The sequence below is a fragment of the Gordonia sp. DT101 genome (assembly GCF_049844895.1).
Taxonomy (GTDB): domain Bacteria; phylum Actinomycetota; class Actinomycetes; order Mycobacteriales; family Mycobacteriaceae; genus Gordonia.
In genome coordinates, this window is the sequence record NZ_JBNCLX010000009.1 from 41,267 (window position 1) to 54,787 (window position 13,521).

Sequence of the window (13,521 nt, forward strand, 5' to 3'; positions counted from 1 at the left end):
CGATGATCGAGGACGAACCCGGCCGATCGGATTCAGCCCAGCCGAGCGGGGCACGACCCCCGCGTGTGCTGGGCAGCGTCGATTCGACGACAAGTGACCGCGCGAACCGGTGGTGGTGGGACCACGATGCCGAGAACTACCACGCCGAGCACGGCGATTTCCTGGGCACCTTCGCCGCCGGTGGTGATTTCGTCTGGTGCCCAGAGGGTCTCCGCGAAGCCGACGTCGGACTGCTCGGCGACGTCGCCGGCCGCGACATCCTCGAGGTGGGCTGCGGTTCGGCGCCCTGCTCCCGATGGCTCGGATCGCAGGGCGCTCGGGTGGTCGGGGTCGACCTGTCCCGACGGATGCTCGGCATCGGGCTGGCCGCGATGGCCGCCGACGGAATGCACGTCCCACTCGTCCAGGCGACGGCCGAGTCGCTGCCGTTCGCCGGCGAATCCTTCGACGTCGTGTGTTCGGCGTTCGGCGCTGTTCCGTTCGTCGCGGATTCGGCCGGGGTGATGGCCGAGGTGGCCCGGGTCCTACGGCCCGGTGGGCGATGGGTGTTCGCTGTCAATCACCCGATGCGCTGGATGTTCCTCGATGACCCGGGCCCCGACGGGCTCGTCGTGCACATCCCGTACTTCGATCGCACGCCTTACACGGAGGCCGACGACACCGGGTCGATCACCTACGTCGAACACCACCGGACAGTCGGCGACCGGGTACGCGAGATCCGTTCCGCCGGTCTGCTTCTCGACGACATCGTGGAACCGGAATGGCCCGAGGGATTCGACAAGGAGTGGGGCCAGTGGAGTCCTTTCCGTGGTCAGTACTTCCCGGGGACCGCGATCTTCTGTTGTCGTAAGCCGTAGCTGACGGCGGGTCAGGCGTGTGCCTCGGCCGCAGCCACCTCGCCTCGATGACACCACCCTGGTTCCGAACCAAGGTGGTGTAACCGAGTCCAGGTGGATGTTCAGGCGGCCGCCGGTGCGATCAGCCGCCGGACCCGGGCAGCGAGCCCGTCCGCTTCGTCGACGTCCGACCACCCCCAGTGGATCGCCCGGTTACCTGCCTCGACGATCGCGTCGGAGCGGCCTTTCTCTTTGCGCAACACCGCAACTCCGCTCTGTCCGGCATACTTCGACTCGCCATCGGCCTCGCCGACGGTCCGATGCTCACGCCAGTAGAAGTCGACGCGAGCGATCCACCGCCCCCAGTTGTCGTACAGGTTGACCTGTAATTCGGGCATCGGCAGACCGCGATCGACGAGCTCGATCCGGCTGCGTGACTCCAATACGGATTCGGCGAGTCCGTTGAGCTCCGACACCACCAGCCGCGCTCGGGCCGCCCCGGTCATCTTCGAGATGAGGTCGAGTTCGTTCTGCAGTTCGTCGACGCTGCACAGTCCGGCGTGCAGCGCGGCGTCTCCGACGGCGATCGCCGGGACCCGATTCGACGTGCGGGCGATGTCGACCACTGTGCGCGCCGGTGATGTCACCAGCACCCCGGCGACGACGGTTGTCGCCGGGGGACGTCCGTCCGTCACGAGCCTGACCGCGCCGGAGGAACGGGAACCGGGCGATCGGGTCTGGTCCACCATGACGACTTGGCGCGTGTCCAGCCCCCACACCGGAAGGCCGAGGACCGACGCACCGGATACGGCCGCCAAGGCTCGGCCGGAACGCCGGGCCGTCCGCAGGCGGGCGATCGCGACCTCCCGATGTCGTTGCTCACGGCTACCGTCGAGGAAGGTCGGCGTGATGAACACGCCCCGAGCCAGCGACTCGAGGTGGCCTGCCTCGACTGCACGCCGGACGTCGTATTCGGTGTGGCCACGCGCGGCCAACTCCTGACGGGTCAGTGCCTGCTCGATATGGAAGAGTTCGCTCATGGTGATTGGACGCAGCGCTGGGCCGTCCGGCTCCCCGGAAGCGCCGCGAACTCAGCCACCTCAAATCCGTGACACCACCTTGGTTCGGATCCAGGGTGGTGTCACTGATTCGAGGTGGCTGACGTCCGACACGCAACGCTCACAACAACTTCGACAGGAATCCCTTCGTCCGCTCGTGCTGCGGATTCGACAGCACTTCCCGGGGAACACCCTGTTCCACCACGACACCGGCGTCCATGAACACCAACTGGTCGGCGACCTCCCGCGCGAAGCCCATCTCGTGGGTCACCACCACCATCGTCATGCCGGTGGCGGCCAACTCGCGCATCACGCCCAGCACCTCCCCGACGAGCTCCGGATCCAACGCCGAGGTCGGCTCGTCGAACAGCATGAGCTTCGGCTCCATGGCCAACGCACGGGCGATCGCGACGCGTTGTTGCTGTCCGCCCGACAGCTGCGCCGGGTAGGTGTCTGCCTTCTCCGACAAACCGACCCGGTCGAGCAGATATCGCGCCCGCTCGATGGCGTCCTTCTTGCTCTGCTTCTTCACCTGCGTCGGCGCCTCGATCACGTTCTCCAACGCGGTCCGATGTGGAAACAGGTTGAAATGCTGGAACACCATGCCGATGTCGCGGCGCTGCTTGGCGGCATCTTTCGGACTCATCTCGTGGAGCTTGTCACCGCGCTCTTGATAGCCGATGAGATCCCCGTCGACGTAGAGTCGGCCCGCATTGACGACCTCGAGATGATTGACACATCGCAGGAACGTCGACTTCCCGGAGCCCGACGGACCGATGAGGCAGAGCACCTCACCGCGGCCGACCTCCAACGTGATGCCCTTGAGGACCTGCAGCGAACCGAAGTTCTTGCAGACCCGGTCCGCCTGCACCATCGGGCGCTCAACGACGCTCATCGCTCTCCCCATCCATGATCGGCGCATTCTGCACGGCGGCCATGGCCTTCAGCTGCCGGGCGGTCATCTGTTTGCTCGCCCCCTTCGAGTAATAGCGCTCCAGGTAGTACTGGCCGACCATCAACACGCTCGTCACGATCAGATACCAGGTCGACGCCACCATCAGCAGCGGGATCGGCTGGAAGTTGACGCCCGAGATGTCGCGGGCGCGACCGTAGACCTCACCGGTGAACGGCACCGCCGCCACGAGGCTGGTCGTCTTGAGCATGCTGATCACCTCGTTGCCGGTGGGCGGGATGATCACACGCATTGCCTGGGGCAGCACGGTCCGACGCATCGTCTGGGCCCACGACATGCCCAGCGCAACCGATGCCTCGGACTGTCCCTCGCCGACCGAGGACACACCGGCCCGGACGATCTCGGCCATGTAGGCGGCCTCGTTGAGGGCGAGACCGATCATCGCGAAGGTGAAGGCGGCGTTGAGCGACTGGATGTCGAAGTGCGCGAACTGGTACACGAACGGGACACCCAGGTCGATCTGCTTGTAGATCGACGGGAACAGTCCCCAGAACACCAACTGCACGTACACCGGCGTTCCTCGGAACACCCATAGGTAGACCCACGCGGTGTACCGGAGTACCGGGTTCGGGGACAGTCGCATGATCGCCAGCAGGACACCCAAGATGATCGCTATGAGCATCGCGAGCACGGTCAGCGCGAGCGTGTACCAGACTCCGGACAGTATGCGTGTGTCGAACAGGTACTTGGCATAGGTGTCCCACGCGTATGCCGCGTTGGTGGCCGCGCCGTAGACGAACAGCGCGGCCACCACCAGGACGATCGCCGCGGCGGCCCACTGACCGGGATGACGCAGGGGCACAGCCTTGATCGGGTCCGGATCGCTGGGGTCGGCCCCCGTCGGTTGCGGACCCGTGGACGGAGAGCTCACTGCCTAGCTGACCGCGCCGTTGATCACCGCGTTCGGGATGGTGCCCGACTGCACGCCCCAGTTCTCGGCGATCTGCTTGTACTGACCGTTGTCGATCAGGTGCTGGACGGCCTGGCGCAGCGCCTCGGCGAGCGGCGATCCCTTGGCCACCGGGTAGCCGTACGGAGCAGATTCGAAGACTCCGCCGGCGGGCTCGAGTGCGCCGTCGGATCGCTTGATCGCATAGGCGGTCACCGGCGAATCCGCGGACATCGCGTCGACCTTGCCCAGCACCAGCGCGTTGACGGCCTCGTCCTGCGAATCGAACTTGACCTTCTGGATGGCGGGCTTACCCGCGTCGGTGCACGCCTTGATCTTGGCAGGGACCTCGTCGGTGTCCTCGACGGTGGTCGACTGCACGGCGACACGCTTTCCGCACGCGTTGTTCGGATCGATGGACCCGCCCTTCTGCTGGGCCCACTGGATGCCCGCGCTGTAGTAGGTCACGAAGTCGACCTGCTTCTCGCGCTCCTTGCTGTCGGTGAACGACGACATGCCCACGTTGTACGTACCCTGCTGCACGGCCGGGATGATCTTGTCGAAGTCGGCTTCCTTGAACACCGGGCTCAGGCCGAGGACGCCGCCGATCGCGTTCATCAGATCGACGTCGTAGCCGACGATGTTGCCGCTGGGGTCCTTGAACTCGTTGGGCTGGTAGGGCACGTTGACGCCGACGATCAGCTGGCCGGACTGCTTGATCTTGTCGGGCACCATGTCGGCGATCCCCTGGACCTTGGCCGCCTCCACCTTCGCCGACGACGACGCCGGACCCGACGACTCGGAATCCTCGTTGTTGGAACACCCCGCCAGGGCGAGAGCCAGGACCGCGAAGAGTGCTACCAACACTCCACCCAGTCGGGACGATCGCAGAAAACGCATCAGACACCCCATCTGTTCACAATTCTCCATGCATCTGCATGTTCGGCGCACGACAGCACAGGCGGCCGTCGTCGACGCACATGACGAACTTAATGGCTACCCAGCCGATCCACCGGCTAGTTACCAGAGATTTACCGGATGCCCGGGTGAGGCCACGCGATCACGCGAAGGGGAGCTGGACCTCAGACCCGCTCGACAACTGCTTCCGTGAACTCACGGGTCCTCGCCGTGCCGCCGAGATCTGCCGTGGCCGTCGACTGCGCGAGTGTGTCGGCGACCGCCGCTTCCATCCGGCCCGCCACCGCGACGAGCCCACCATCGGATGACGCGACTCCATGTCTGCGCACCGCCATTGCCGTCGACAGGATCATGGCGACCGGGTTCGCCAGCCCGCGGCCGGCGATGTCAGGGGCCGCGCCGTGCGTGGCCTGTGCCATCACCTTGGTGTCCGAACAGTTCACCGACGCAGCCAGGCCCAGCGAGCCGGCCAGCTCGCCCGCAAGATCAGAAAGGATGTCGCCGAAGAGATTCTCGGTGACGATCACGTCGAAGTCGGATGGGCGACGGACGAGGTGCGCGGCCATCGCGTCGACGTGCTGTTCGTCGACGACCACATCGGGGAAGTCGGCGGCCACCTCCCGACACACGTCGCGAAAGAGTCCTGTGGTGAGCCGCAGGACATTTGCCTTGTGCACGATCGTCACGTGCGACGACCGCTCGCACGCCGCTTCGAAGGCCATCCGGGCGATCCGTTCCGATGCTTTTCGCGTGATCATCCCGACCGCGAGCGCCACGTCGGGCGTTGGCATGAACTCACCGCTGCCGGCGAACATGTTGCGGTCGGCATAGAGCCCTTCGGTGTTCTCCCGGACGATCAGCACGTCGATGTCCCTCGCGGTGGCACGCACTCCACGGAAGGCGCGCGCAGGCCGAAGATTGGCGAACAGCTCGTAGCGGGTGCGGATCACCGCGCCGGGAGTCCGCTGGGAATGCGGTGCCGGATAACTCGCGGAGTCGTGCGGTCCCATCACCCACACGTCGAGTTCGTCGAGAGCGCACAATGTCTCGTCGGGAACCGGGTTGTCGTGACTGTCGATCGCGGTGCGCCCGAAGGGCAGGTCGACCCACTCGACACCGATGCCCTCGGCACCGGCTGCGGCGTCGGCGACTGCGATGGCAGCCGGCACGATCTCGGGTCCGATGCCGTCGCCGGTCAACACCCCGATGCGCGTCATCAGTGCGCCGCGTCGTCCCATGAACGACCGAACCCGACCGAGACCTCCAGTGGGACAGACAGAGTGATCGCGCTGCCCATCTCCTCGCGGACGACAGCCTCGATCGCGTCGCGTTCACCCTCGGCAACCTCGACGACCAGTTCGTCGTGGACCTGCAGGAGCACGCGCGACCGCAGTTCCTCACGCTCGAGACGTCCGTAGACGTTGATCATCGCGACCTTGATGATGTCGGCCGCGGTGCCCTGGATGGGAGCGTTGAGCGCCATCCGCTCCGCGGACTGACGCCGTTGCCAGTTGTCGCTGTTGAGATCCGGCAGATACCGACGCCGGCCGAACAACGTGGCCGTGTACTCGTTGCGCCGGGCCTCGGCGACGACGTCGTGCAGGTAGTCACGGACACCACCGAACCGCGCGAAGTACGCCTCCATCTGTTCCTTGGCGTCGTCGCGGCTGATCTTCAACTGTGCGGCGAGACCGAACGCACTGAGCCCGTATGCGAGGCCGTACGACATCGCCTTGACCCGGTGGCGCATCTCGGTGGTGACCTCGTCGATCGGCACCCCGAACGCCCGCGATCCCACGAAGTTGTGCAGATCCTCGCCGGTGTTGAAGGCCTCGATCAGCCCGGCGTCCTCCGAGAGATGCGCCATGATGCGCATCTCGATCTGGCTGTAGTCCGCGGTCATCAGACAGTCGTAGCCGGTACCCGCGGAATCGGCGCCGACGATGAAACCCTTGCGGATCTGCCGCCCCGCCTCGGTCCGGACCGGGATGTTCTGCAGGTTGGGCTCGGTCGACGACAGCCGGCCCGTCGCGGCGACGGTCTGGTTGAACGTCGTGTGGACGCGTCCGTCGTCGGCCACGGATTTGAGGAGACCGTCGACGGTTACCTTCAACCGGGTCGCGTCACGGTGCTCGAGCAGATGCGCGAGGAAGGGATGCTCGGTCTTCTCGTACAGGCTCTGCAGTGCGTCTGCGTCGGTGGTGTAGCCGGTCTTGGTCTTTTTGGTCTTCGGCATGTCGAGCTTGTCGAACAGCACCGTCTGCAGTTGCTTCGGCGAACCGAGGTTGATCTGCTCGCCGATCACGTCGTATGCGGCGTCGGCCGCGGTGCGGATGCGTTGGGCGAAGTCACTTTCCAGCTCACCGAAGTGGTCGACGTCCACCGCGATCCCGGCCGCCTCGAGCTGGGCGAGCACGAACAGCAGCGGCAGCTCCATCTCGGTCAGCAGCGGCTTCGAATCGATCTGCTCGAGCTCGGTATCCAGGGTGTCGGCGAGTTCGGCGACCGCCCGCGCCTCCAGCATCTGATGCTCGGCATGCTTCGCATCGCCCGCGTCCTCGTCGAGCAGTGACATCTGCCCGTCGTCGGGCGCCGCGTCGTCGCGGAGTTCGCGACGCAGATAGCGCAGGGTGAGGTCGTCGAGATTGAAGGTGCGCTGCCCGGGGCGGACGAGATAGGCCGCCAGCGAGGTGTCACTGGTGACGCCCGCGAGAGTCCAGCCGCGCGCCCGTACGGCGTGGATCGCCCACTTCACCTCATGCAGCGCCTTGGGCCGATCGGTGTCTGCGAGCCACTCCCCCAGCGCCTGCTCGTCGTCGGCGTCGAGCACGGTGACATCCAGGTAGGCCGATGTCCCGTCGGCAGCGGCGACGGCGATGCCGGTGGCATCGGCGCCCACCACCTGGTGTGGCGACGTCACGGCCACGCCGCTGCGCCCGGTCGTGGTGTGCTCGTCCAACCATGCGCGGATCTCGCCCGCACCGAGGATGGTCCCGTCGAGGTCGAAACCCGATTCCGCCTCGGGCTCAACCGAACTCAACGTCGAGAACAACCGGTCGCGGAGAACGCGGAATTCGAGGTCGTCGAACAGCTGATGGATACGATCCCGGTCCCAGCCGACCATCGCCAGTTCGTCGGGTCGGGCGGGGAGCTGCATGTCGCGCACGAGTTCGGTGAGTTGTCGGTTGGTCTGCACCGAGGCCAGGTGGGCGCGCAACGCGTCACCGACCTTCCCCTTCACCTCGTCGACGTGGTCGACCAGAGAGGCCAGCGACCCGTATTCGCGAATCCACTTCGACGCGGTCTTCTCCCCCACGCCGGGGATGCCGGGCAGATTGTCACTGGGATCGCCGCGTAGCGCCGCGTAGTCGGGGTACTGCGTGGGGGTGAGGCCGTACTTCTTCTCGACCTCGTCCGGGGTGAACCGGGTCAGTTCCGAGACGCCCTTCTTCGGGTAGAGCACCGTCACCGAATCGTCGACGAGCTGCAGCGAATCACGGTCTCCGGTCACCACCAGGACCTGGTAACCCTCGGCCTCGGCCTGTGTCGCCAGCGTCGCAATGATGTCGTCAGCCTCGTAACCGTCGATGGCCATCACCGGGATACCCAGTGCGCCGAGAACCTCCTTCGTGAGGTCGACCTGCCCATTGAACTCGTCCGGGGACTTCGAGCGCTGGGCCTTGTACTCGGGGAACATCTCGGAGCGGAACGTCTTGCGTGACACGTCGAAGGCCGCGGCGACGTGGGTCGGCTCCTCGTCGCGCAGCAGGTTGATCAGCATCGACGTGAAGCCGTAGACGGCGTTGGTGGTCTGACCGGTCGCCGTCTTGAAGTTCTCGGCCGGGAGCGCGAAGAACGCCCGATAAGCCAACGAGTGTCCGTCGAGCAGCATCAGGACCGGCTTGCGTTCCTTCCCTGACGAGGTTTTCGCGGGGGCGGTCGAACTCTTCGCGGGACTCACCCCAGCGAGTCTAGTGACACCGCCCGACAGCTCGAGGGGGTGTGCGGCCGCGTCGATACCCCGGCGGCGCCGACAAGATCACGAAGGCGCGCACCCACTGCGCATCCGCGCAGGTCGCGACACGCGCGGTTGTTTGCTGGGTGCGCGGTTGGTTGCGTGCGCGGGTGACTACGCACTCGGCATGGATGTTCAGCCTCGCCGATACATCGGCCAGACCGTCGGACCGCCGTAGGGCAACGTGACCTCGGTGGTGACCACGAATCCGTATCGCTCATAGAGCGGGATGTTGGCCTCGTTCGAACTCTCCAGGTAGGCAGGTGCGTCGACGCGGTCCAGTCCTGCGGTCAGCAGTGCACTCCCGACCCCGACGCCCTTGACCGCGGCACCGACCTGACCCAGGTACCAGTGCGGTTCCTTGGGACGTAGCTTGCCGAACTCCTGCTCCAGGATCGAGCCGTAACGGATCCGCCCGCGCAGCGCTCGGACGAACCCCACGACCGAACCGATCTGTTGGGTGGTAGTCAGACGATGGCCGGGCGCGTCCCATACCGCGGCACCGATCGGGACCCCGTCGCGCGTCGCCAGATCGATCGACGCCGCGTCGCCGTGGACCCATCGCAGCAAGGTATGGAAGATCTGCTTGTCGTGCCTCGCGTCGGGGCGCAGCCAGCGGATGACCGGATCCTCCACGAAGGCCTGCGCGAGCAGCGAACTCACCAGGTCCCGGTCGTGACTCGATGTGACTGCGATGGCCGGCATGGGCCGAGCCTAGACGATGTGCCGTCGTCGCCGACAGGGTCAGGCGACACCCAGATATGCCTCACGCACCGCGTCGTCGACGAGGAGGTCTTTGCCCTCGCCCTCCTTCGTGATCACGCCCGTCTCCAGGATGTAGCCGCGCGTCGACCTACTCAGTGCCTGCTGGGCATTCTGCTCGACCAGCAGGATGGTGGTGCCCTCGGAGTTGATCTGCGCGATGATGCGGAAGATCTGCTGGATCACCATCGGCGCCAACCCCATCGACGGCTCGTCGAGCAGCAGCAGTTTGGGCCGGGCCATCAGCGCGCGACCGATCGCCAGCATCTGTTGCTCACCGCCGGACATGGTGCCGCCGAACTGTTTCCGGCGCTCGCCGAGTCTCGGGAAGAGATCGAAGACGTGTTCGAGCGACTCCTGATAGGCCGCCTTGGAAGTGAACTTCCGGCCATAGCAACCCATGTCGAGGTTCTCCAGCACCGTCATCCCGGGGAATATCCGACGTCCCTCGGGCACCTGGATGATGCCGCGCTTGACCCGCTGGTGCGCTGCGAGGCCGGCGATCGACTCACCGTCGAAGAGAATGTCACCTTCGGTCAGTCGATTGAGTCCGGAGATGCCCCGCATCGTGGTCGACTTGCCGGCACCGTTCGCCCCCAGCAGCGTGACCAACTCCCCGGCGCCCACATGCAGCGAGATGCCGTGCAGTGCCCGGATCCGTCCGTAATGGATCACCACATCGCGTAGTTCGAGGACCGGGGTCGACGTCGACGGCGCATCCGGGGTGTCCCCCGGCGAGGTGGATTCAGGCGGGGTGGACTCAGGCGGATTCGTCATCGGGGACTCCCAGGTAGGCGGCAACGACGGCCGGGTTGTCGCGGACTTCCCGCGGTGACCCGTCGGCGATCTTGCGACCGAACTCCAAGACGACGATACGGTCGGTCACCCCCATCACCAGACGCATGTCGTGCTCGATGAGGAGCACCGTGTACCCGTCGTCGCGGATCTTCTGGATCAGCCCCATCAAGGCGGTCTTTTCGCTGGGGTTGAATCCGGCGGCCGGTTCGTCGAGGCAGAGCAATTTGGGCTCCGTCGCCATCGCCCGGGCGATCTCGAGGCGCCGCTGGTCGCCATACGGCAGATTGGATGCCTTCTCCGCGGCCCTCGGTCCGATGCCGACGAACTCGAGCAGCGCCATGCCGCGGTCCACGGCATCGCGTTCTTCCCGGTAGTGGCGGGGAGTGCGGAAGATGCCACCGACCACCGACGTCTTGTGCCGGGCATCGGTACCGACGCAGACGTTCTCGAGCGCGGTCATCTCCCCCCACAGCCGGACATTCTGGAAGGTGCGGGCGATGCCACGTCGGGTGATCTTGTGCTGCTTCATCTTCCCGAGCGGCGCGCCGTCGAAGGTGACCGTGCCACGGGTCGGCCGATAGACCCCGGTGATCGCGTTGAAGCAGGTGGTCTTACCGGCCCCGTTCGGGCCGATGAGGCCCAGGATCTCGCCGCGCTTGATGTCGAAGGTGACGTCGTCGAGGGCCGCGAGGCCACCGAACTCGACGGTCAGGCCCTTGACTTCGAGCAGCGATTCGCCGGTCGCGGTGGCGATGTCACGTTGGGGCGCAACAGCCTCGGCGACCGCTTCGGGATCGGCTAGGTCGGGGTCGATGGCTGCCGGATCGACGATGGCGGTGGCCGACGGGTCCGCGACGGCCTCAGCGATCTGCTCGTCATGGTCCGGGACACCGCCTGCGCCCGTTCCCGGGTCGTCGGGCTCACGGTGCCTGCTCACGCCTCCACCTCCTCACCGCGGGTCCGCCCACTGCTCGGCGCACGTTTCACCGCTCCGTAGATCCGCCGGCCGAAGGTGATCAACCGGGCTCTGGCCGGGAACAGTCCCTGCGGGCGGAAGACCATCAACACCACGAGTGCGATCCCGAAGAACAGGTACTTGAACTCGCTGAGCGACTGGCCGCCGATCTCGACCCCCTGGACGCGTGCGGGCAGGTAGACGACCAGGAATGCCCCGGCGATCACGCCGAGTTTATTGCCCTGCCCGCCCAGGACCACCGCACACAGGAAGAGCATCGAGTTGATGACCGTGAATGCCTTCGGGTCGACGTACTGCACCTGGCCGGCGTAGACGGCACCCGAGAGGCCGCCGATCCCTGCACCGATGACGAAGGCCCAGAGCTTGTATTTGAAGGTCGGCACGCCCATCATCTCGGCGGCGTCCTCGTCTTCGCGGATCGCCACCCATGAGCGGCCGACCCGACTGCGTTCGAGATTGCCGATGATGATGAGGACCAGGATCACGAGTGCGATGCCCAGCCAATACCACCACACGCCGTAGTTCAGGGTGCCGGCGTTGTTGGCGCTCGAGAACACGCCGTCGGGGTGTGCGTCGTTCTGTCCGACCTCGGGGAACAGCACGCCCTGCAGCCCGGAGGCCCCGTTGGTGACGTCGCCGAGATTGTCGGCGAGGAGCCGGACGATCTCACCGAAACCGAGGGTGACGATGGCGAGGTAGTCACCGCGGACACGCAGCGTCGGGGTGCCCAGGATGACGCCGGTGAGCCCTGTGATGATGATGGCCAACGGCACGCAGGCCAGCCATCCCCACGGCCCGGAGAAGATCCCGTGATCGATGCTGTTCCACAGCGGGCTGGCGGGGCTGGTCATCAGCGCCACGACGTAGGCGCCGACCGCGTAGAAGCCGACGTATCCGAGGTCGAGCAGGCCGGTCTGCCCGACCACCACATTCAGGCCGATGGCGATCAGAGCGGTCATCGCGAAGGTCGCCATGACCACACCGAAATCGGTTGCCGTGGTGGTGATCAGCGGCGGATTGACGACGGGGAGCAGACCGATCACGATGATCGCGGGCACGCCCACGAGCCATTGCATGACGCGGGGTAGGCCGTTCCACCAGGTCCGGATCGCATCGCCGACACCACGAGGTGGGGGCGCGTTCGGGTCGTCGGGCACCGAGGCGCCTGCGGGCTGCTGAGTCGTCATACCCGTGCCTTCCCGAGCTTCTCACCGAGGATGCCCGTCGGGCGGAACATCAGCACCAGGATGAGCAGGACGAAGGCGACGACGTCCCGCCACTGGTTGCCGAGCACCACCGATCCATAGTTTTCCATGACACCGAGCAGAAGTCCGCCGACCAGCGCACCCCGCACGTTTCCGATGCCGCCGAGGACCGCGGCACAGAACGCCTTGATACCGAGGATGAAACCGCCGTAATAGACGATGTTCGTCGGGACGCGCAGCGTGTAGAGCAACGCCGCCGCCCCCGCGAGCAGGCCACCGATCAGGAAGGTGACCATGATGATGCGTTCACGCGACACACCCATCAGCAACGCGGCGTCGGGATCTTGCGCGACCGACTGGATTCCGCGGCCCAGTCGCGTGCGGTTGATCATGTAGTCGGTCCCGAGTGCCAACACCAACGCCGAGATGATGATGATCAGCGTCAGGTTGTAGACGGGCGCCCCGAAGATGCTGAACTCCTTGACCGGCTCTACGAGTCGGATCGTGGGCTGCGCGCTCGAACCGCCCAGCGGCGGATCGATGGGCAGCTTCGGCAACACGTAGTGCACGAACTCCTGCAACACGAACGACATACCGATCGCCGTGATCAGAAAGGCGAGCGGTTTCGCCTTGCGTTTCCGCAGCGGCCGGTAGGCGACGAACTCCAAACCGACCGCGGCACTACCCGATACGGCCATCCCGCACAGCCCCGCCAAGAGCAGGTAGAGGACTGTCATGACCGTGCCCTCGGAGTAGGTGTTGCCCGACGGGGTGAAGCCGAGCAGCAACAGGCCGATGTACTGGCCGAACATACCGAGCATGAAGACTTCGGAGTGTGCGAAGTTGATCAGTCGCAGCACGCCGTAGACGAGGGTGTAACCCACCGCGACGAGTGCGTAGATCGCACCATAGGTGAGCCCCTCGATCGTCAGGCCCCAGAAGCCGTTCTTGAGCGCGCCTAGATCGAAGTTGATGGTCGCTGCCACCGACGCCGTCTCGGCCATCGAGTACACGATCATGCGTGCCTTTCAGCCACGAGAATCCCCCACAGACCACGGCGCGTCCGGGCTGATGTGCCCGGACGCACCGTG

Annotated in this window: 12 protein-coding genes; 1 reads left to right on the forward strand and 11 read right to left on the reverse strand. The window is 65.7% G+C overall.

The window, feature by feature from the left end; genetic code table 11:
• The first annotated feature begins 2 nt into the window (after positions 1 to 2).
• Positions 3 to 857 carry a class I SAM-dependent methyltransferase gene (locus ACLQ3I_RS22400; protein ID WP_425794827.1) on the forward strand — a complete coding sequence of 285 codons (855 nt, stop codon included), beginning with the start codon at positions 3 to 5 and terminating at the stop codon, positions 855 to 857.
• A gap of 101 nt (positions 858 to 958) precedes the next feature.
• Here ACLQ3I_RS22400 and ACLQ3I_RS22405 read toward each other — a convergent pair whose 3' ends face one another.
• From ACLQ3I_RS22405 to ACLQ3I_RS22455, 11 genes are all read right to left on the reverse strand, one after another.
• Positions 959 to 1,876: a hypothetical protein gene (locus tag ACLQ3I_RS22405; RefSeq protein ID WP_425804881.1), complete on the reverse strand. Its 918-nt coding sequence runs from the start codon at positions 1,874 to 1,876 to the stop codon at positions 959 to 961.
• 139 nt (positions 1,877 to 2,015) lie between these two features.
• Entirely contained in the window at positions 2,016 to 2,789 is a 774-nt protein-coding gene (locus ACLQ3I_RS22410; RefSeq protein WP_425794830.1) for an amino acid ABC transporter ATP-binding protein, read from the reverse strand.
• Positions 2,776 to 3,738, reverse strand: coding sequence for an amino acid ABC transporter permease (locus ACLQ3I_RS22415; protein ID WP_425804884.1), 963 nt, complete (start codon positions 3,736 to 3,738; stop codon positions 2,776 to 2,778). The genes ACLQ3I_RS22410 and ACLQ3I_RS22415 overlap by 14 nt, the downstream gene beginning before the upstream one ends.
• A 3-nt stretch (positions 3,739 to 3,741) precedes the next feature.
• Entirely contained in the window at positions 3,742 to 4,656 is a 915-nt protein-coding gene (locus ACLQ3I_RS22420; protein WP_425804887.1) for an ABC transporter substrate-binding protein, read from the reverse strand.
• Between the two features lie 182 nt (positions 4,657 to 4,838).
• Complete coding sequence (locus tag ACLQ3I_RS22425; RefSeq protein WP_425804890.1) at positions 4,839 to 5,912, reverse strand: isocitrate/isopropylmalate dehydrogenase family protein; 1,074 nt, start codon at positions 5,910 to 5,912, stop codon at positions 4,839 to 4,841.
• Entirely contained in the window at positions 5,891 to 8,635 is a 2,745-nt protein-coding gene (gene polA / locus ACLQ3I_RS22430) for a DNA polymerase I (protein ID WP_425804893.1), read from the reverse strand. The genes ACLQ3I_RS22425 and polA overlap by 22 nt, the downstream gene beginning before the upstream one ends.
• Positions 8,636 to 8,824: 189 nt before the next feature.
• Entirely contained in the window at positions 8,825 to 9,394 is a 570-nt protein-coding gene (locus tag ACLQ3I_RS22435; RefSeq protein ID WP_425794838.1) for a GNAT family N-acetyltransferase, read from the reverse strand.
• A 39-nt stretch (positions 9,395 to 9,433) separates the two neighbouring features.
• Positions 9,434 to 10,228: an ABC transporter ATP-binding protein gene (locus ACLQ3I_RS22440; protein WP_425794840.1), complete on the reverse strand. Its 795-nt coding sequence runs from the start codon at positions 10,226 to 10,228 to the stop codon at positions 9,434 to 9,436.
• Entirely contained in the window at positions 10,212 to 11,186 is a 975-nt protein-coding gene (locus tag ACLQ3I_RS22445; RefSeq protein ID WP_425794842.1) for an ABC transporter ATP-binding protein, read from the reverse strand. The genes ACLQ3I_RS22440 and ACLQ3I_RS22445 overlap by 17 nt, the downstream gene beginning before the upstream one ends.
• Positions 11,183 to 12,412 carry a branched-chain amino acid ABC transporter permease gene (locus ACLQ3I_RS22450; RefSeq protein WP_425804895.1) on the reverse strand — a complete coding sequence of 410 codons (1,230 nt, stop codon included), beginning with the start codon at positions 12,410 to 12,412 and terminating at the stop codon, positions 11,183 to 11,185. Before ACLQ3I_RS22450 ends, ACLQ3I_RS22445 begins: the two co-directional genes overlap by 4 nt.
• Positions 12,409 to 13,449: a branched-chain amino acid ABC transporter permease gene (locus ACLQ3I_RS22455; RefSeq protein ID WP_425794844.1), complete on the reverse strand. Its 1,041-nt coding sequence runs from the start codon at positions 13,447 to 13,449 to the stop codon at positions 12,409 to 12,411. Before ACLQ3I_RS22455 ends, ACLQ3I_RS22450 begins: the two co-directional genes overlap by 4 nt.
• Positions 13,450 to 13,521: the final 72 nt, after the last annotated feature.